The organism is Desulfofundulus sp. (assembly GCF_049701015.1).
Taxonomy (GTDB): domain Bacteria; phylum Bacillota; class Desulfotomaculia; order Desulfotomaculales; family Desulfovirgulaceae; genus Desulfofundulus.
In genome coordinates, this window is the sequence record NZ_JBNATZ010000002.1 from 1 (window position 1) to 20,138 (window position 20,138).

At 53.5% G+C, this 20,138-nt stretch carries 16 protein-coding genes; 15 read left to right on the forward strand and 1 reads right to left on the reverse strand.

What is annotated here, in order from left to right:
• The 9 genes from ACPLUI_RS00255 to ACPLUI_RS00295 all read left to right on the forward strand — a co-directional run.
• A partial coding sequence (locus tag ACPLUI_RS00255) for an acyl-CoA dehydrogenase (protein ID WP_424658265.1) occupies positions 1-1,433 on the forward strand: 1,433 nt, incomplete at its 5' end.
• A gap of 45 nt (positions 1,434-1,478) precedes the next feature.
• The gene (locus ACPLUI_RS00260; RefSeq protein ID WP_424658266.1) at positions 1,479-2,663 is read left to right on the forward strand and encodes a thiolase family protein; all 1,185 of its coding nucleotides are present in this window, start codon (positions 1,479-1,481) and stop codon (positions 2,661-2,663) included.
• A gap of 51 nt (positions 2,664-2,714) precedes the next feature.
• Positions 2,715-4,070, forward strand: a complete 1,356-nt coding sequence (locus ACPLUI_RS00265; protein WP_424658267.1) for an acetyl-CoA hydrolase/transferase family protein — start codon at positions 2,715-2,717, stop codon at positions 4,068-4,070.
• Between the two features lie 30 nt (positions 4,071-4,100).
• The gene (locus tag ACPLUI_RS00270) at positions 4,101-4,970 is read left to right on the forward strand and encodes a 3-hydroxyacyl-CoA dehydrogenase family protein (RefSeq protein WP_424658268.1); all 870 of its coding nucleotides are present in this window, start codon (positions 4,101-4,103) and stop codon (positions 4,968-4,970) included.
• Between the two features lie 156 nt (positions 4,971-5,126).
• Positions 5,127-5,906, forward strand: coding sequence for an enoyl-CoA hydratase-related protein (locus tag ACPLUI_RS00275; protein WP_424658269.1), 780 nt, complete (start codon positions 5,127-5,129; stop codon positions 5,904-5,906).
• A gap of 34 nt (positions 5,907-5,940) precedes the next feature.
• Positions 5,941-7,095 carry an acyl-CoA dehydrogenase family protein gene (locus ACPLUI_RS00280; protein WP_424658270.1) on the forward strand — a complete coding sequence of 385 codons (1,155 nt, stop codon included), beginning with the start codon at positions 5,941-5,943 and terminating at the stop codon, positions 7,093-7,095.
• 27 nt (positions 7,096-7,122) lie between these two features.
• Positions 7,123-8,301, forward strand: a complete 1,179-nt coding sequence (locus ACPLUI_RS00285; RefSeq protein WP_424658271.1) for a thiolase domain-containing protein — start codon at positions 7,123-7,125, stop codon at positions 8,299-8,301.
• Positions 8,301-9,308, forward strand: a complete 1,008-nt coding sequence (locus ACPLUI_RS00290) for a hydroxymethylglutaryl-CoA synthase (protein ID WP_424658272.1) — start codon at positions 8,301-8,303, stop codon at positions 9,306-9,308. Before ACPLUI_RS00285 ends, ACPLUI_RS00290 begins: the two co-directional genes overlap by 1 nt.
• Before the next feature lie 9 nt (positions 9,309-9,317).
• Entirely contained in the window at positions 9,318-9,752 is a 435-nt protein-coding gene (locus ACPLUI_RS00295) for a Zn-ribbon domain-containing OB-fold protein (RefSeq protein ID WP_424658273.1), read from the forward strand.
• A 32-nt stretch (positions 9,753-9,784) separates the two neighbouring features.
• On the opposite strand, the gene ACPLUI_RS00300 is transcribed toward ACPLUI_RS00295, so the two are convergent.
• A complete protein-coding gene (locus tag ACPLUI_RS00300; protein ID WP_424658274.1) occupies positions 9,785-10,666 on the reverse strand; it encodes a DMT family transporter in 882 nt (293 codons plus the stop codon).
• 264 nt (positions 10,667-10,930) lie between these two features.
• Here ACPLUI_RS00300 and ACPLUI_RS00305 point away from each other — a divergent pair, with 264 nt between their 5' ends.
• The 6 genes from ACPLUI_RS00305 to ACPLUI_RS00330 all read left to right on the forward strand — a co-directional run bounded on the left by ACPLUI_RS00305 (position 10,931) and on the right by ACPLUI_RS00330 (position 19,954).
• Positions 10,931-12,355, forward strand: a complete 1,425-nt coding sequence (locus ACPLUI_RS00305) for a Wadjet anti-phage system protein JetA family protein (RefSeq protein WP_424658275.1) — start codon at positions 10,931-10,933, stop codon at positions 12,353-12,355.
• 15 nt (positions 12,356-12,370) lie between these two features.
• Positions 12,371-12,997, forward strand: coding sequence for a DUF4194 domain-containing protein (locus ACPLUI_RS00310; RefSeq protein WP_424658276.1), 627 nt, complete (start codon positions 12,371-12,373; stop codon positions 12,995-12,997).
• Between the two features lie 213 nt (positions 12,998-13,210).
• Positions 13,211-16,597: an ATP-binding protein gene (locus tag ACPLUI_RS00315; protein ID WP_424658277.1), complete on the forward strand. Its 3,387-nt coding sequence runs from the start codon at positions 13,211-13,213 to the stop codon at positions 16,595-16,597.
• A 23-nt stretch (positions 16,598-16,620) separates the two neighbouring features.
• Positions 16,621-17,901, forward strand: coding sequence for a Wadjet anti-phage system protein JetD domain-containing protein (locus tag ACPLUI_RS00320; protein ID WP_424658278.1), 1,281 nt, complete (start codon positions 16,621-16,623; stop codon positions 17,899-17,901).
• Positions 17,902-17,996: 95 nt separating this feature from the next.
• Entirely contained in the window at positions 17,997-18,338 is a 342-nt protein-coding gene (locus ACPLUI_RS00325) for a carboxymuconolactone decarboxylase family protein (RefSeq protein ID WP_424658279.1), read from the forward strand.
• A 338-nt stretch (positions 18,339-18,676) separates the two neighbouring features.
• Positions 18,677-19,954: an MFS transporter gene (locus tag ACPLUI_RS00330; RefSeq protein WP_424658280.1), complete on the forward strand. Its 1,278-nt coding sequence runs from the start codon at positions 18,677-18,679 to the stop codon at positions 19,952-19,954.
• Positions 19,955-20,138: the final 184 nt, after the last annotated feature.

The window sequence follows — 20,138 nt, forward strand, 5'->3', positions numbered from 1 at the left end:
TTATTTACCGGTTCGGTACGGATAAAGACCGGAAGTTGTTCCTTAAAAATATGCTCAGCGGGAAATGGAGCGGCACCATGTGCCTGACCGAGCCTAACGCAGGGTCGGATGTAGGTGACGCCACTACGAGGGCTTATCCCACCGGCGACCCCAGGATATATAAAATCAAAGGCACCAAGATGTTTATAACCGGTGGCGAAGTGGATCTGGGCGAAAATATAATTCACATGGTGCTGGCCCGTCCGGAAGGTGGTGCGCCGGGTTCCAGCGGCTTGGGGCTGTACATAGTGCCCAAGATATGGGTGAACGATGACGGCAGCCTCGGGGAGCCCAATGATGTCACCTGCATCGCTATTGAAAAAAAGATGGGGCTCAAAGGATCCGCCACGGCCATGTTGAGTTTCGGTGAAAATGATAATTGCCGTGGGATCCTGGTGGGGGACCCGCCGGACAGCGAAGGCAGGTCAAAAGGACTGGCCATGATGTTCCATATGATGAACGAATCGCGCATAGGGACGGGCCATAACGCCCTGGCTCAGATGGCCGCGGCTTATTACTTTGCTTCCCGCTATGCCACCGAGCGCATTCAAGGGCGTCCTTTCACCAACCCCAAAGCGGGCCGGGTGCCGATTATCAAACATGAAGATATAAGAAGAATGCTCATGGAAATGAAGGCTCAGGTTGAAGCAATCAGGGCCATGATCTTCAGGGGTTTCTATTACCTGGATTTTGCCGAACACAGCACAGACAAGGAAAAGACGGCCCGCTACCGTGGATTTGCGGATATTTTAACCCCGCTCATTAAAACCTACGCCAGTGAAACCGCGTGGCAGATGGTCGCGCTGGCCATCCAGGTGCACGGCGGCGTTGGTTACACGGAAGAATATCCTGTTTCTCAGTATGCTCGCGACGTCAAGATACTTTCCATTTGGGAAGGGACGTCATTTATTCAGGCCATGGATCTGGTCGGCCGCAAGATGAGGATGAAGGACGGCCTGCCGTTTGCCGGCTGGCTGGAGGAGCGGAAAGAATTTATCGAGCGGAATAAAGATGCAGACGGCTTTGTCTCAGAAATGAGTAAATTGGAAAAAGCTTACCAATGTATGGCCGATATTAAGGACCTGTACGCTTCTTACTATGCAAATATGGCTGAAAAGGGTGAGTTGATTCCGCTTTATGCACTCCGTGTCCTTACCTGCTGTGCTCAGTTGTTTGCCGCGGAATCATTAATGGATCAGGCGCTGGTGGCCAGACGTAAAATTCAAGAGTTGGGCGCCAATCACCATGATTATAACTACTATGCGGGTAAGATAGCTGCCGCCAGATATTTTATCAATAACATTCTGCCCAATGTTTACATGCTGGCCAGCCAGATTAAAGAGGCGGATAAGTCTGCCCTGGAATGCCCGGAAGAAGCCCTGGTTATCAGTTGATTTGCTGAATACCTGTCACCCTAAAGAAAGGGGCTGTTGCAAAAGATGAGAGAAGTGTACCTGGTGGAAGGAGTTCGCACGGCCATAGCCAAGGCTGGGAAAAAGTCCTGGTTTGCCAATATAAGGGCAGACGACCTGGCCGCTCTGGTGATCAATGGATTGCTTGAGCGGGCAGGTATAACCGGGAAAAAACGGGAACAGGTGGATGATGTTATTTTGGGTGGCACCACGCTGTTGAAGGAAATGGGCAGCAATATCGGACGCTACGCAACCATTATGGCCGGAATGCCCTACAGTGTTCCCGGCTGTACGGTGGACCGCATGTGTGCCTCCGGGTTGCAGACCATATCCTTTGCTATTGCCACCATAGCTATGGGGTGGGCTGATTTGATAATAGCCGGAGGCGTTCAGCATATGACTCACGTTCCCATGGGAACCTGTTCCGACCACAATCCCAGGCTGGGTGAATTCTGCGACCCGAATATGATTTCAATGGGATACACGGCTGAAATGGTTGCCCGCAGGTTTAATATCAGCCGTGAGAAGCAGGACCAGTTTGCCTATGAAAGCCATATGAAGGCTCATAAGGCCACTGTTGAAGGCTTGTTTAAAGAAGAGATCCTGCCTGTGGAAACGGAGGTCCCTGCAGAGGACGGTGGCACCAGGAAAATGGTGGTTGACCGTGATCAGGGAATCAGACCGGATACTTCCCTGGAAGCACTGGCCAAATTAAAACCGGTCTTTCTGCAGGATGAAAAAGCTACGGTAACTGCCGGCAATTCCAGTCAGATCAGCGATGCGGCCGCCGCTGTTCTGGTAGCCAGCAAGGAAAAGATCAAGGAGCTGGGCCTCAAACCGAAAATGAAACTCGTAGCCTATGCAGTTGTTGGTGTGGACCCCGCTATTATGGGCATCGGCCCGGCCGTGGCTATCCCTAAGGCCTTGCAGCAGGCTGGCATGACGCTGGATCAGATAGACCTCTGGGAAATAAATGAGGCCTTCGCCTCACAGGCTGTGTACTGCACTGAAAAGCTGGGGATTAGAAACCACCCGTTACTCAACCCCCGGGGTAGCGGCATAGCTCTGGGGCACCCCCTGGGCTGTACAGGTGCCCGGATAGCCACCACACTGATGCACGAAATGCCGTACTATGGTGCCAGGTTCGCGGTGGAAAGCATGTGTGTGGGTCACGGGCAGGGGGCTGCGGCCATTTGGGAATGGGTTGGCTGAACATGGTTCACCCAACCGGAAGTGAGCGGCTAATTAAAAGGGGGTTAAAGCATGAACGCCTATCAAGAAGAATACAAGCGCAAGCTTGTAACTGCCGACGAAGCCGTAAAGGCGGTGAAATCCGGCGATTGGGTGGCTTACAGCCATTTTGCCATGACCCCGCGGGTACTGGATGAGGCACTGGCCAGGCGGAAAAATGAATTGTTCAATGTCAAGGTAAGAGGGGTCTGTGCAGTACATCCGGTACAGGTGGCGCTTGCTGATCCGGAGCAGGAACACTTTATTTACAACAACAGTTTCTTCAGCGGTGCTGACAGGAAGTTGCATAATGATGGGCTGGCTTATCACATCCCCGGTCTGTATTCCGAGGCGCCCGCTATTGTGCGGAGCGGGCAGGACGGGCCCGATGTGGCCATGATAGTTACCACCCCCATGGACGAAAAAGGCTTCTTTAATTTCAGTGTTTCCTGCTCATATGAACGGGCGGTCTGTGAAAAGGCCAGGACGGTTATTGTAGAGGTAAACGAGAATGCTCCCCGCTGCCTGGGGGGTTTTCAAGAGGGTATTCACATCTCCGAAGTGGATTACATTGTCGAAGGCAATAATGAACCTCTATTTGAAGTGCCTACTATTCCTCCCACCGAGGTGGATAAAAAAATAGCAGCCCTGGTTGTGGAAGAAATTGAAGACGGGGCCTGTCTCCAGCTGGGTATAGGTGGTCTGCCCAATACCATAGGTAAAATGCTGGCGGATTCCGATTTAAAGGACCTGGGTGTACACAGTGAGATGCTGTGCAATTCCTTTCTCGATTTATACGAAGCAGGTAAGATAACCGGGGCCAGGAAAACGATAGACAGGTTTAAAATGGTTTACACCTTCGCACTTGGTGATGCCAGGCTCTACGAGTTCATTCACAATAATCCAGCATGTGCGATTTACCCGGTGGATTATACCAACAATGTGGATGTGATCGCCAGGAACGACAAGCAAATTGCTATAAACAATGCTATAGAGATAGATCTGTATGGCCAGGTGTGTTCGGAATCCGTGGGGGCCCGGCATATTTCCGGGACCGGCGGACAGTTCGATTTTACTTATGGAGCATTTCGCTCAAAAGGCGGTAAAGCCTTTATCTGCCTGAGCTCGACTAAAAAAGTAAAAGACAGGAAGGTTTCCAGGATTGTGCCTATGATTGCACCTGCCGGGATAGTAACCGTACCCAGAACGGTGGTGCAATATGTGGTCACGGAATATGGCAAGGTCAACCTCAAGGGTAAATCCACCTGGCAGCGGGCGGAATTGTTGATCAGTATCGCCCACCCCGACTTTAGAGAAGAATTAATCAAACAGGCTGAGAAATTAAAGATCTGGACCAGAACCAATAAAAGATTGAGTTTAGTTGGTTAAATACAATGTTTTGAAGGAGTGATTGAACACATGGGCATTGCTGATGTTAAGTCGATCTGCGTTGTCGGGGCGGGTAACATGGGGCATCAAATAGCGCTCTGTGCGGCTCTGGCCGGCTTTAAAGTGACGTGCACCGATATCAGCCAGGAAGTTTTGCAAAAGGCTGAACAGTTTGCCGACACTTATCTACCCGAACGGGTGGCCAAGGGGAAACTTTCAGAAGAAGATGCCAGGGCCGCCCGGGCCAGGCTTTCCTTCACCAGTGATCTGAACGAAGCCGCCAGGGATGCAGACCTGGTGATAGAGGCTGTAATCGAAAAGCTGGACCTCAAACGCCAGATATTTGCGCAGCTGGACAAGATCTGCCCGGCCCATACGATTCTGGCAACCAACAGTTCGTACATTGTCAGCTCTAAGATTGCCGACGCTACCAGCCGTCCTGAAAAGGTGTGCAACATGCACTTCTTTAACCCGGCGCTGGTGATGAAACTGGTTGAAGTAGTGAAAGGACCGCATGTTTCTGAAGAAACTGCTCAGACCGTTATGGAAGTTGCCAGGAAGATGGGGAAGACGCCCGTCCTTTTGAAAAAAGAGATCTATGGATTTTTAGTGAACCGCATAGTGTCCGCAATTAAAAATGAAGCGCTTTATTTATACGATATGGGCATCGCATCTTATGAGGACATTGATACGGCAGTCGTTCTTGCTCTTGGTCACCCCCTGGGGCCGTTTAGACTCCTGGACCTCACCGGTATCGACCTGACATACTACATCAGCATGGAGCGTTACCAGGAGACCGGCGACCCCAGGTATAAACCATCACCGATAATTGTGGAGAAGTTTTTGAAAAAAGAATGGGGACGCAAAACCGGTAAAGGCTTCTATGATTACAGCAAGTAAATACGCTCACTGTTCAACTTGATCAGGGGCCGGGGAGAAACGGCCGGGAACCGTTCTTCCCGGCGGGTTTTATGTGGACCTTTCCGCACGGGTTGCTGGCGGTGAGACAGGAACCACTGCTGTGGTGGTATTGCAGTTCTTGGAGAGGTGGTTTTGATGACATACAAGAACATTTTGCTGGAAAAAGAGGGTCATATCGCACTGCTTACCATTAACCGGCCGGAGGTGCGCAACGCCCTGGATCCTCAAACATGGGCTGAAATTCGGAGTGCCATCCGGGAATGCAAATTTGATAAAGACGTGCGTGTTGTGATCATAACCGGAGCGGGTGGCAAGGCTTTTGCTTCCGGGGCTGATATCAGGTCGCTTAGAGAACGTGAGACCCTGGAAGTTTTAAAGAGTGAGGCGCAGGAGTCATTAAATGATATTGAAAACCTGGATAAACCTGTGATTGCAGCTATAGATGGCTTTGCCCTGGGCGGCGGGTGCGAGCTGGCCATGGCCTGTGATATTAGAATTGCTACCAGCCGCTCAAAATTGGGCCAGCCCGAAGTCAACCTGGGTATCATACCCGGTGCCGGTGGAACACAGAGATTGCAGAGACTTGTAGGCATTGGCAAGGCTAAAGAGTTAATCTTTACGGGTGATATCATCAGCGCCCGGGAGGCCAGGGAGATCGGGCTGGTAAATAAGGTGGTCGATCAGCCGGAAGATTTGCTGCCGGCAGCTAAGGAAATGGCTCAAAAGATCATTGCCAGGGCACCGGTGGCCGTTGGACTGGCCAAGCTGGCCATTAATGTGGGTGCCAATACTGATATCAATTCGGGACTTCTCTTCGAAAAGCTGGCTCAAACCGTAGCTTTTTCCACTGAAGACCGCATAGAAGGGACCACGGCCTTTCTTGAAAAGCGTCAAGCGGTATTCAAGGGTAGATAAACAGATCCCAAAAATAAAGAGTGGAGGACCGGTTATGGATTTCAGTATTTCAGAAGAGATCAGGGATATGAAGCGTACATTGAGAAATTTTGTAGATAACGAAGTAGAAAAATACAGCCAGCAAATCGAAGAGGAAGATAAAATTCCACAGCACTTGATTGATAAAGCAAAGGAAATGGGCCTGTTTGGTATGAGCATCCCCGAGGAATACGGCGGCCTTGGCCTCAGTATGGTGGAAAGGTGCCTTCTCCTGGAAGAACTTGGCCGGGCCAATATGAGTTTTACCACTTATATCGGGGCACATACGGGAATTGGCACCACCGGGATAGTCGAGCTGGGTAGTGAAGAAATAAAGCGGAAGTACCTGCCTGATATGGCCAGCGGCAAAAAACTGGGAGCCTTTGCCTTGACGGAACCCGACGCCGGGTCTGACGCTACCAACATAAAAACCACGGCCGTTTTGAAGGGCGACAGGTGGATTTTAAACGGCCGGAAACATTTCATTACCAATGCGCCCGAGGCAGATATTTTCACCGTTATTGCTGTAACGGACCGGGAAAAAGGGTCCCGGGGCGGATTTACCGCCTTTGTGGTGGAAAAGAATTTCCCCGGCTTCTCCATTGGCACCATTGAAAAGAAAATGGGCCTGAGGGGTTCCCACACGGCGGAAGTAATTTTTGAGGACTGCGAGGTTCCGGTGGAAAACGTACTGGGAGAAGTGGGCCGCGGCTACGCCAGTGCTTTAAAGATACTGACCAAAGGCCGGGTGGCCCTGGCTGCCCGTTGTGTAGGGGCCTGTGACAAGCTGGTGGAACTTTCCGCCAGGTATGCCCAGCAGAGGATCCAGTTTGGAAAGCCCATCGCCAGTTTCCAGGCCATTCAGTGGATGCTGGCGGAAATGGCTACGGATACCGAAGCTGCTCGTGCTTTAACCTACCGGGTGGCCTGGATGGTGGACCAGGGGATGTCTGTGGTCAAAGAGGGGCCGATGGTAAAATTATTTGCCTCTGAAGCTTTGGGCAGGGTGGCTGATAAAGCGGTTCAGATCCACGGTGGTATGGGATATATGAAGGATTTTCCGGTGGAACGGTTTTACCGTGATGCCAGGATTACCCGTATATATGAGGGTACCAATGAAATTCAGCGGATGATTATTGCTCAGAGGCTCCTCAAGGAATTTGAGCTCTAAGCTGTTGGAGAAAGAAGGTGTCGTCGAGTGGAAGGCGTAGCCATCATTGGTGCCGGGCAGACCCGTTATGGGGATTTCCCGACCAAGGGAGTTAAGGAACTCTTTGCCGAAGCATATCTGGAAATGTTGCAGAGCGTTGATCAGGGCCTGGACCCCCAGATGATTCAGGCCGCTTACATCGGCTGTCTCAGTGCCGGCAGCGGTTTTCAGCTGGGCCAGCTGGCTCCGTTACTCATGGGACATGTGGGTTTACCTCATGTGAACGCGGTTCGTATTGAAAATGCCTGTGCTTCTGGGGGATTTGCCCTGTATAATGCAGCCTGTGCGGTGGCCTCCGGCAAATTTGACCTGGTACTGGCCGCAGGTGTGGAGAAAATGCGGGATATTTCCTCCACTAAAGGCAGGTACTGGCTGGGAGTTTCCGGGGATACGGAATATGAACGCTTGGCCGGTTCCACCTTTGCCGGTATTTATGCCCTGATGGCAACCAGGTATATGCATGAGTACGGCCTTAAGAGGGAGCACCTTTCCATGGTGGCCGTGAAAAACCACAGTAATGCCGTGGCCAATCCAAAAGCGCAGTTCCGTAAAGCAATAACCCTCGAGCAGGCCATGAACGGTGTCCCGGTTGCTCATCCCTTTAACGTCTGGGACTGCAGCCCAACTACTGATGGAGCCGCGGTTATCCTGCTCTGTAATGCCAGGATAGCCAAGAGTTTCACCAGCAGGCCGGTTTACCTCAAGGGATTCGGCGCGGCCAGCGATTACCTGGCCATTCATGATAGAGGTTCTATTACCCGCCTGGCTGCCACGCGCAAAGCGGCTGCCGAGGCATACAGGCAGGCGGGTATCGGCCCCCGGGACATTGATTTTGCCGAGGTGCATGACTGCTTTACCATTGCGGAAATTCTCGCCTATGGCGACCTGGGCTTTTGTGAAGAAGGACGTGCACACTATCTGCTGGAAGAAGGGGTGACCCGGCTGGATGGGAAATTGCCGGTCAATGCCAGCGGCGGTTTGAAAGCCAAAGGTCACCCCATTGGTGCCACCGGTTGCGGTATGGCCTATGAAATATTCAGGCAGTTGCGGGGTGAAGCTGCGGAACCCAGCCGGCAGATCAAAAATGCCAGGTTTGCCCTGTCGCATAATGTGGGCGGGTCCGGTGGGACAGCTGCAGTTTTCATTTATCAGAGAGGGGACGAGTGATGAGCGTAAGTATCATATCTTACGGAGCTTACCTGCCGTTCCTGCGGATTAAGAGGGACGAATATATAAATGCCCTGGGGAGCTGCAGTGCTGAAATTAAAGAAAAAGCTGTCATGGATGTTGATGAGGACACAATCACCATGGCCGTGGAAGCTGCCAGGGATGCCGTCGCTGATATAGATATTGGCAGGATCGGCGTGTTGACACTGGCCTCTTCCAATTTCCCTTACCAGGAAAAGGTTATGGCGGGCACCGTTGTTGAGGCCCTGGGTTTAAATAAAAACATTTTGACCGGAACGCACGGCAATTCCACCCTGGCGGGGACGGAAGCGCTCCTCTCCGCCCTGGGCCTGCTGGCACAGGTGGAACAAAAATATGCCCTGGTAGTTGTTTCCGACGCCCCGGCAGCGGCTGCTTCGACAGATATGGAGCATGGTTTTGGCGCGGCCGCCTGTGCCTTTGTCCTGACCAGGGATGAACAGGGCCTCGAATTTGAGGGAGTATATGCCCATACCGGCGAATCGCTGGGCCTGCGCTACCGGTTGTCCGGGGAAACGAATGTCAGGGATATCGGTGTCAAGGCCTATTCAACAATGGCCTATAACGAGACGGTAAAAGCTTCTGTAGGGGGGCTTTTAAATAAACTTGGCAGAAAACCCGCCGACTACCGCCATGTGGTATTGCACCAGAATGATGTTAAAACTACTGTGGCCCTGGCCAAGAAGATGGGTTTTAGTGAGGAGCAAATTAATGAAGGCCTTACTTATAGCCAGGTTGGGGACACGGGGGCATGTTCGGCCCTGCTGGGGCTCTGTCGGGTTCTGGATAAGGCGGCCGCCGGTGACAAAATACTGGTTGGTTCGTATGGTGCGGGGGCGGGGAGCCAGGCCTTGAGTTTTAAATTAAACTCCCAGCTACGGGCGAGAACCAGGTCATTCCAGGCGCTGCTCGGGGAGAAAAAGTATATCAGTTATATACATTACCTTAAGCTTAAAAAGAGTATCTGAGGTGATTATATGGGTGCGCACATATCCATTCCTATGTACCAGCGGTCGATTCCGCAGCGTTATCGGCTGGTCGGCCAGCGTTGTCTGAAGTGCGGCAGGGTGAATTTCCCTCCCAAGGCCGTCTGTAAATACTGCTTCACGGGTTCCGAGTTTGAAGAGGTGGCGCTGAGCGGCAGGGGTGTTGTTTATTCGTATACAATTATTGCCGGGGGTGGAGCACCGTCTGAGTTTTCGGAGCAGGCACATTGCCAGGGCAGTTACCCGGTGGTGCTGGTCGAACTCGAAGAAGGGCCCAGGGTTATAGCCCAGCTGGTAGATCCCCCGGAAAAAGGAATTTACATCGGTATGCCGGTCAAGGCTGTTTTCAGGAAGATTTACGAGGAAGAAGGCGTGGTCCGTTACGGGTTCAAATTCAGACCGCTCGAAAGGGTCGCACAGCAGTGAGGGTTCCCGTCGTCCATGAGGAACGGGAAAGCTTACGTCCGCCTTTGCAGGAAGACGCCAGCCAGGACGGCTGCTCCCCCGATCATCTGCCATGAGGTCAGGCTTTCTCCCAGGACCAGAAACCCCAGCACCGCTGTAGCCACCGGTTCAAAGGTGCTGATGATGGCTGCCCGGGAGGCCCCGATTTCCTTTACCCCCCGCATAAGGGCCGCCATGGCCAGGACGGTGGAGACGATGCCCAGCACCCCGATGGCCACCAGCGCTTGAGAGCTGAAGAAAAGGTTCAGCTGCCTGCTGGTGAGAGCAAGTCCCCCCACGGCGAGGGCCAGAATGGTGGAAACGCAGGCATTGTATACCGGGGTTTCTATGGAGGCCAGCAGGCGTGTGGAACCTACCAGGAAAATTGCGTAGGTGAAAGCAGCGGTCAGGGACAGTATCACGCCCCGTGGATCCAGTGTTTTCACCGGCTGTCCCAGGATTACGGCACATCCTGCAAGGGTTAGCAAGAGGGCCAGCGCTTTCTGCCAGGTGAAAGGTTCTTTTAAAAAGAAAAAGGCCAGGATGGTGACCACCGTGGGGTAGAAGTAGAGAAATAAAATGGCCATTCCAGCCGGTATGTAGCGGAAAGCCTCGAAAAGAGCCAGTACGGTCGGCGTTTGAGTTCCCAGGGAAAGAGCCACTACGGCCAGCAGCTGGCGGCGGGGTAGCCTGAAGGGACAACCTCCCGCCAGGGTGAGCAGCCAGAAGGTTACGGCGGCCAGAAAGTAACGCAGGGTGAGAGTGGTCATGACGGTGGCACCACCCCGGTAGGCGACTTTGGCCGCGATAGGTTCAATACTAAAACAAATAGTGGAAAACAATACAAATGCTACGCCCGGGCCCTGCCGCCCGGGTGTTTGTTTTTGTTTCTGCATTTTTATCCCCTCACCATTATACCATGCAGGACATGATCTTTAACAACAAAACGCGAATTTCCCCGGGTTAAAATGTACTGAGGTAACTGCCTCCCGGCCTGCCCGCCGAGGGCGGGCCAGTACCATTACCCCAATAGTTTATAGGACAATTGATTAAAATGGTTTTTTGATTTCCCACTGAAAAATTAATACAATTAAGAGGAATTTTGTCGGCGATGCCGAAAACAACTCCAGCTACAAAATTTCCCCGGGAGGGGTTTAGAAGTGAACCTCTTTGCCGTCATCCCGGAGCGGTTTTTTTCGGTCCTGGCCAGCCCCTTAAAGCAAGACTACGCGGCCATCCTGTTCCGCATTTACGACCAGTACCAGCTGACCACCTTCGGGATGGAACGGGAGGTGGTCATTGACCTGATTCTTGATTATATAGAACAAAAGGACGGCTTTTTTGAACAGGCCCTGGCTGATGAGGTCTGGGAGGAATCCTTTGATACACCGGCCGGGCCCCGGGAAAGGGCCGCTTTTATACTTCGCAAGCTGGAGGCCACGGGCTGGGTGGTCAGCGAGGTGTACAGCAATTACGTGCAGTACATCAGCCTGCCCGATTATGCCATAAAAATCCTGGATGTGCTGGACAAGGTCCGCCGCCACCGGCAGGTGGAATACCAGGGATATGTTTATGCCACCTACACTTTGCTCCATTCCGAGGAGGCCGACCGCCAGGGCAACCTGGCTCTGGAAAAAGCCTATGAGCAGACCGAGCAGCTGATCAACGGTTTGAAGTCCTTAAATCACAACATCAAGCGTTATATTGAACGGGTCCTGGCGGAAAAGGAGCCCCGGGAGATTTTAAAGATTCATTTTAAAGACTACATGGAGGAAATTATCGACCGCAGCTACCATCGCCTGAAAACTTCGGACAACGTTTCCCGCTACCGTCCGAAGATTGTTGCCCGTTTGAACCAGTGGTACAACGATGCGGCCTGGGTGGACCGGACGGCCGGTCTGGAAGTGCAGCGGGAGCGTTTTCCGGATCTGCCCACGGCGCGGCAGGAGATTTACCGCCGTATTGACTACATCCGCCAGGCCTACATCGGTCTGGACGATCTGCTGGATGAAATCGACCGGCGCAATGCCCGCTATGCCAACGCTTCCTTCCAGCAGTTGAAGTACATCCTGAACAGCAGTAAAGACGTGGAAGGCCAGTTGATGGAAATTTTGAAACTCCTGGCCGAGTTGCGCGTGCAGGAGGGCGTGCGCCCCGACGACTACCTTCCGGAAGAGCTGAACCACCTGTTCAGCCTCTTCACCCAGGGATTTCTGGACCGGGAGTCCCTCTATACCGGGAGGGAGGCGGCCAGGCAGCACCAGCCCCGGGAAGTGCAAGAGCTGGAGGAAATTGACCCGGAGCGCCGTAGAGAGCGGCTGCGCTCCTTCCGGCAGCAACTGGAAAGGCGCATGACCCGCGAGAAGATCAACGGCTGGGTGATGGAAAAACTGGCCGGGCGAAAGGAGATTTGCGCCCGGGAGTTGGGCATCGAGGATGTGGAGGAATTTATCAAACTGATCTATGCTACGGCTTACGGGCGTTCGCGCCAGGTAGGTTACCGGGTGCACCGGGAAGGAAGGTCCCGGGTGTCCTGTGCCGGCGGCCGCTTTGAATTTAGAGATTTGCGTTTTGAAAGAAAATAAGGAAGGACGAGCCTGATGGAACTGCTGGAACACTGGAACCACCTGCTTCCGTCGGAGCGGGAAGAATTTACCCGGGTGGTGAACAGGCTTCTCTCCTGCACATTCATCACCCGCAAAAACGAAGAAAACCGCCGGGATTACTATTTTATTGAACGGCACGAAGACCTCCTGCGGGCCTATTTGAAGCTGGGAGGCTGGAGCCTGGAAGGGGACCGGGCCTTTGGAGTCTACCGTGTCTTCAGCGATTTCGCCTATAACCGGCTGCGCCTGAAACTGGAAGAGAGCATTATCATCCTCATCCTGCGCCTCTGTTACGAAGAAAAGCGCCGTCGAATCAACGTTACGGAGAACATAATGGTCACCGTGCAGGAGATCCAGGACAAGTATGCGGCCCTGAAAATACGCAACCGGCCCATTGACAAAAAGACTCTGCGGGAAACCATGGCCCTCCTCAAACGTTTCAACATCCTGCGGGTACTGGACGGTGAGGTCACCGACCCCGACTGCCGACTGGAAGTCTTTCCCACCATTCTCTTCGCCCTGCGGGTGGAGGACATCCGGCAGGTGTACGAGAAACTGGATACCTACCGCCGCGCCGGGGCGGAGGAAGAGCGGGAAGAGGAAAACGGAAATATGCAGTAGAACCGTTGCAGGAAGGATGCGGTGTGCCTCTTATGTGAACACTGGAGTGTGAGCGGGGACCCGGTACCCACCGGGATACTGGCTCTTCTTAAAACCGGATGTTTCAATTAAGCCTGAAACACAGGAGGAGTCATATTTTGGTGAGTTGTTGGGCCGTATCCACCGGGTTAACTGAGTATTTAACAGGAAAAAGGCGCTGAGGAGCTGGTGCAATTGAAAGAATTAACCGGCATCAAGTTGATTAACTGGCACTATTTTACCAACGAAACCATACATATCCGGGGCAGTACCCTGATCACCGGGGATAACGGCAGCGGCAAATCCACCATTCTGGACGCCATCCAGTACGTGCTGGTGGCCGACCTGCGGCGGGTAAAATTTAACATTTCCGCCTTCGACGAGACCAGGCGGGATTTGTTGGGTTACGTGCGCTGTAAGACCGGGCGGGACAGCGAGAGCGGCCGCAAGTACGAACGCCAGGGCGACGTCACTTCCTATGTGGTTCTGGAATTCTATGATACCTCCAGGCAAAACTACTTCCTCTTGGGTGCCGTGATTGATTCCTACGCCGATGACGTGACCTATGAAAGCCGTTTTTTCAAAATCGAGGACTGCCGTCTCGATGACAGCCTTTTTTTAGCGGGCAAGCACCCCCGCAATATCCGGGAGTTCCGGGCCGCGGTTAGGGACCGCAGGGCCACCATTTATCCCACGGTGGAAAAATACCAGGCTGATTTGCTCCACAAGCTGGGTTCCCTGGGGGACCGGTTCTTCACCCTTTTTGTAAAAGCCATCTCCTTCAAGCCGATTACGGATATACGCCAGTTTGTTTACTCCTACGTATTGGAAGAAAAGCAAATAAATATCGATATTATGCGGGAAAACCTTCAGCGATACAAAGAGTACAGCGACCTGGCGGCCCAGACCAGGGAGAAAATAGCCGCTCTGGAAAGTATTAGAGATAAATACCGGGAGATCCAGCGGGACCGGGAAAGGGCCCTGATCCAGGATTATGTAATCCTGCGGGCCAACCGGGACGGGGTGGCGGCCAGCCTGCAGACCAATCTGGAACAGGCCCGGGCCCTGGAAGAAGAACTGGCCCGGTTGAGCCAGGCTCTGGACGGGGCCAGGGAGCGGTTGAAACGCTACCGGGAGGAGGAGCGGTCCTACCGGGACGCCCTGGCGGTCAATACCACCTGGCAGCTGGTGGAGCGTTTGAAAGGTGAGATCCGCACCCTCAAGGAACGGGTGAAGGAACTGTCCCGCGCTTGCAGCCTGGTAGCTAAAACCGCCCGGGAGGAATGCCGGGTGCTGGTGCAACTCCTGGACGAGGCAGGGGAAGATTCGCTTTTACCGGCTGAGCGCAGTATGCTCGCGGAGCTGGTGGACGGGCTCCAGGGGCTGGCCGCGGCCGGTGACGGGCAGGTTGGGGAGGGGCAACCCCTGCCCCACGGTGACGGGGAATCTCTCGATGCCCTGGGCCGGTTGATTGACCGGGGCCGGGAAACACTGAGGAGGGTACGGGAAAGGGTGCAGGAACAGGCCTGGGAAATCCGGCGCAAGCTGAAGGAGCTGGATCAGGAGGAGCAGACCCTGCAGCAGGAACTGGCCAGCCTGCGCAACAAGAAGCATATTTACGACCGCAAGGTGACCGACCTGCGGGATCTGATCCGGGAAAAATTCCGCGCCGTGAAAGGCATTGACGTGGAGCCCGGGGTGCTCTGCGAGCTTCTGGGAGTTCCCGACGAGAAGTGGCAGGACGCGGTGGAAGGCTGGCTCAACACCCGGCGCTTCGACCTGATTGTGGAGCCGGAACATTTTGATTATGCCCTTTCCGTCTATGAAAAACACAAAAAGGAACTGAGGATCTCAGGGGTGGGCCTGGTCAATACCGGCCGGGTATTGAAATATTTGAACCGCATTGAACCCAACTCCCTGGCCTGCGAGGTACGCTCCCAGAACCGCTATGCTCTGGCCTACGTCCACCAGCTGATGGGCGACCTGATCAAGTGTGAGAATGAACAGGAACTGAAAAATTACCGTCGGGCCATTACCCCGACCTGCATGACCTACAGCAATCATACCGCCCGGCAGATTAAATTCGAAGTGTACGAAACCCCCTTTATCGGTGAACGGGCCTATGCCCGCCAGATTGCTCGCAAAGAAGCCCGTCTGCAGGAGATTGCTGCATTAAGGAATGAATTGCTCTCCAGGTTGGAAAGACTGGAAAGGCTGAACCAGATGACAAGCAGCCGGGAGGAGTATTATATCTTCCTGAAAGAGCACCGGGGTACGTGGCGGGAGCTATCCGCGTTACAGCGGGAGCTTTCCGTCAGGGAACGGGAGCTGGCCGGGGTGGATACTTCAGGCATCGACGCTCTGCAACAAAAGCTGGATCAATTGGAACAGGAAATGGATGCCTTAAACAGCCGGATTGAGAAATATAACCAGCGGCAGGGAGAATTACTCACCACCCTGGAACAGAAAAAAACGGAGCGGGTGGCCCTGGAAGGCGAACATGCCCGGCTGGAGGAGGAGTTCCGGCTGTTTTGCTCCTTGAACTCCCATGTTGTGCCCGAGGGGGAAAGGCGTTACGCCCGGGAGATCCGTCGTCATTCACCCCAGGAGGTAGCGGCCAACTTCACCCTCAACCGAAAGAGCGTGGAAACGCTTATTTTTAACAAGGAAAAGGCCCTGGAACTTCTCAAGGCCGAATATAACAACAAGTACCAGTTCGGCGGGCGAATAGAAGCGGATGAGAATGACGAGTGGGTAGAGGAATATAAGAAACTGGTGGGAAGCGAGCTGCCCGACTATGAGGAGAAAATCAACGAGGCCAAAAGGGAAGCCGAGGAGGAATTCAAGGAACACTTCATCTACAAGCTGCGTGAGAACATTCAAAATGCCCGCAATGAATTTGACTTCTTGAACGAAGCTTTAAAGGGTATTTCTTTTGGCGGAGATAAATACCGCTTTCTGGTATACCCTTCCGAAAAGCACCGCAAGTTCTACCAGATGCTCGAGGATACGGAAATGGTGGAGGGGGGTATCTCCCTTTTTGACAGTGTTTTTCAGCAGCGACACCGGGAGGCCCTGGACGAGTTGTTTGATAAAATAAGCAACCTGTCGCCCAGGTACCTGCCCGAAAGCATTGCGGAATACACCGATTACCGGAGTTTTCTGGATTATGATATCAAAATTACCCATGCCAACGGTGAAACCTCTACCTTTAGCAAGGTCTGTCGGGAAAAATCGGGGGGTGAGACTCAGACCCCATATTACGTGGCCATTGTGGCATCCTTTGCCCAACTTTACCGGGCCAAGACCAACCGGGACAGCATCCGGTTGATGCTCTTTGACGAAGCCTTCAACCGGATGGATGTCGACCGCATGGAAAATTCCCTGCGCTTTATCAATGAGATGGGTATGCAGGCTATTATCGCAGCCCCTACCGACAAGTGCGAGTTTATCAGCCCCCATGTGACAACCACCCTCCTGGTGATGCGCGATGGTAAAAACAGCTGGATAGAAGATTACAAGCAGTTTAAGGAAGCAGTTGGTGAAAGCCGGATTGAGGCTGTGGAAAGGGTGGCTGGTTAGATTCTGTGGTTTTGGTGATGACAATGGACTACGAACGTTATATTCTGGAGACTCTGGTGGACAAGTATGAGCGCAGCGCCCTGGCCAGGGGCAAAGGGAGCAGCCGGCGCATCTGGCTTCATTTCAACCCCCGGACCATACCCCGCTATTTTGACGATACCACCGCCCGGTATAAAGAAGAGATCAATGGGGCAGCCCTGGCTTTGGAGCTCCGGGGGTTGATTGAGATTCGCTGGGTCAAGTTTGAGGAAAACAATCTAATTGAGAAAGTGGCCTTGAATATTGATCGCCTGGGTGAGGTCTACGCCCGGCTGAAACGGCGTTCGAGGGCGGAGCAGTTCAGGGAACTGGCCCGCCTGGCCAGAGACTATGCCCGGGGGGCGGCCCCTTGGGCGCAGGAATTCTTCCATACTGTTGCCCGGCGAATGGAAAAAGGGGAAAGTCAGCCCTACCTGGATCCTGCGGACCGGGGGCATGCGGAGCAGCTTTTCATGGTCATTCGTGAGCTGAGCCTTTTGCAGGAGGAGATACCCAGGCGGGTTTTCAGCCTCCGGGTGCTTGGCAATAGCAAGGCATTTAACAATCTGGCTCCAACTGTGGCGCGAATTGTCCGTGATTTTCACCCGGACTGGGGAAAAGACGGCGGGGGAAACAAAGCCACCCTTAGCGCCGCAGAGGTCAATCAGGCTCTGGCCGAACTGGGGGTTGTGGACAACCCCCAGCACATTTTCATCAGCGGTAACCTGGAATTTGCAGTTGAAGGCTGTACCCTGCGGGTGGGAGATTTTTCCCCGGACCTGGGGTTGCCGGCGGAAATGGTTGACCGGCTGACGGTTAAAAATGTTGCCGCCGATTACATTATCACTATTGAAAACCTGACCCCCTTTTACCAGTTCGTTAAGACCTGCCGCGACCAATTTCTGGCCATATACCTGGGGGGTTATCATAATTCAGTTCGCCGGCGGTTTTTGAGTAAACTGCGGGAATATCTGGCCGGTACCGGTCGTGCGGTGCCGTTTTTCCACTGGGGCGACATTGACTACGGGGGCTTTTCCATTTTTGTCCACCTTGAGAAGCGCTGCCTGCCCGGGCTGAAGCCCCTGTACATGGATGTGTCCACCCTGGAACGATACCGCCGGTTTGCTTCGCCCTTTGCCACCTCGTACGGCCGGCGCCTCCGTGCTCTGCTGGGGGACCCGGATTACCGCCTCTTCCACCCCGTGATTCAAAAAATGCTCGAGGAGGGCCTGCGTCTGGAACAGGAGTGTGTGGAGCCGCCGTCCTCTCTCTGTGAATCCGGGTAGCCAAAGGTATAAAATTATCCGGTGGGAAGGAAACTTTAGCTAAGGAGTCGAATAGATAAAGAGCTTAAGGTATAAATAATAAAGAGGTGAAAATTATGGACGTACAAAAAACACTGGAGAGCTTCAACCAGGGTGTGGGCAAGCTGGCCAGAGAGTTGCCCCGGGTGATGAAGGGATTCCGGGATTTGCACGAGGCCGTCATCAGTGACGGAGCCCTCAGCGCCAGGCAAAAGGAGTTGATTGCCATAGGCATTAGCGTGGCCATAAGGTGCCACTACTGCATCGCAGTCCATGTGGCAAAGGCCCTGGAGCTGGGCGCCACCCGGGAAGAAATAATGGAAGCCGTGGGTGTGGCCGTATTGATGGGCGGCGGCCCGGCGGCCGCTTACGCCACGGAAGCGCTGCAGGTACTGGACTCCCTGACGGGAAAAAGTTAGGGATGTTCCCTGCCCTGTTTTCAGGCAAGCTTTGTGCTTAACAGTGTTTCTGTTTTGAAAGAAGTATAAACATGCATGATGCGGTTACTTGACCGGTATGGTTACTGCCCGCCTTTCTATAAAGACGGCAGTTTTTTTGTGTTCCTGAAAGCTCCCGAAAACGGTAAAAAGAATTGAATATTAACATATTAACTTCATATTTGCTCTCTTTCTGGTATTGCCACAGCGTTGAAAAGAAGCGTAAGATTAACCTTAATGATGTTATCGTCAGGTTAAAGCTCTGCGAGGAGCCGGTGTTTGCAACATAAATGGGGGTGGAATATTTGTCCGCATCAAAAATGGAAGCAACAAGCAGCACAATGCCTGCGGGAAAAGCGGCCAGACAGAAAAGGCCTGTGGCCGGTGTGCTCCTGCTGTTATCCTGGGGCCACCTGGTCACCGACATGGCCCAGGGTGCTTTACCAGCTTTGCTCCCGGTATTAAAGCAGGTCTTTGCTCTTACTTATGCTCAGGCCAGTCTTTTAGTGCTTGTGTCCAACGTGGCTTCATCAGTTATCCAGCCTGTTTTCGGTTATTTTGCTGACCGGCGCCCGGCTCGCTGGCTTTTGCCGGCGGGCTGTCTGGTGGCCGGTGCAGGTCTGGCTTCTACCGGCCTTCTGCCCTGGTTCTCCGTTCTATTGCTGGCAGTGGCCATCTCCAGCCTGGGTGTGGCGGCCTACCACCCGGAAGGCTCCCGGGCGGCCAACCTGGTCAGCGGGAAGCGCAAGGGGAGCGGCATGGCAGTTTTTTCGGTGGGCGGCAACCTGGGTTTTGGCCTGGGTTCCCTGTTTATGGCCTGGCTTCTGACCCTTGGTGGAGCGAAGGCCACGGTTTATTTTATCCTGCCCGCTCTGTTTACCGCCGGCATCCTGCTGCTATACTGGCCACGCCTGAATTCCCTCCAGGAGGAAGGGGGGGCGGAGCGTCCTTTGGACCTTACAGGTGGAAAAGAAAGAAGCGGGACGGCCCTCCCGGGGGAAAACCGGACTGCCGTTGTGGAATGGGACAAAGGAACACTGGCTTCCTTCGCCCTGCTCCTCATTTTTATCATTTTTCGTTCCTGGCTGCACGCGGGGCTTTCCACCTACATACCCCTTTATTACACCGACTATTTGCACGGCAATGCACACCTGGCCGGCTATTTTGTATCCGTCTTTCTGCTGGCCGGGGCTTTCGGTACCCTGTTGGGGGGCCCTCTAACCGACGTCCTGGGAGCACCCCGTGTGATGGCCGGTTCCATGGCGCTGCTCATTCCACTGATTTATCTATTCCTCCATGCCGGTGGCGGCCCGGCCGCCCTGGTGCTCCTGGCCTTTATAGGTGCGGCCCTGATCAGCACCTTTTCGACCACCATCGTCCTCGGGCAGCAGCTGATGCCCCACCGCAAGGGGCTGGCCAGCGGTTTCACCATTGGCTTTGGTGTGGGTATGGGGGGCGTGGGCGTAACCCTGCTGGGGGTACTGGCCGACCACCTGGGCGTGCCGGCCGTATTTCACGCCCTGAACCTCCTGGCGGTAGCGGGGCTCCTGCTGGCTTTGGTCCTGATCCTGCGTTTCCCGTGGAGCGCTGAAAGTTGATGATCTTTGTAACCAGTACGGGGGGAATAATTATTTATCTTTAAAGATTGTATTTTTATACAATCAATTGTATAATTATAAATCATCCCTTTATATTATATTTAAAAAACCATCCCTTTATAGAAAGGAGTCTCAAGAGGCGACCCGGGATTCCGGCGCCCGGCCGTCCGGGTCCGTGCCTGAC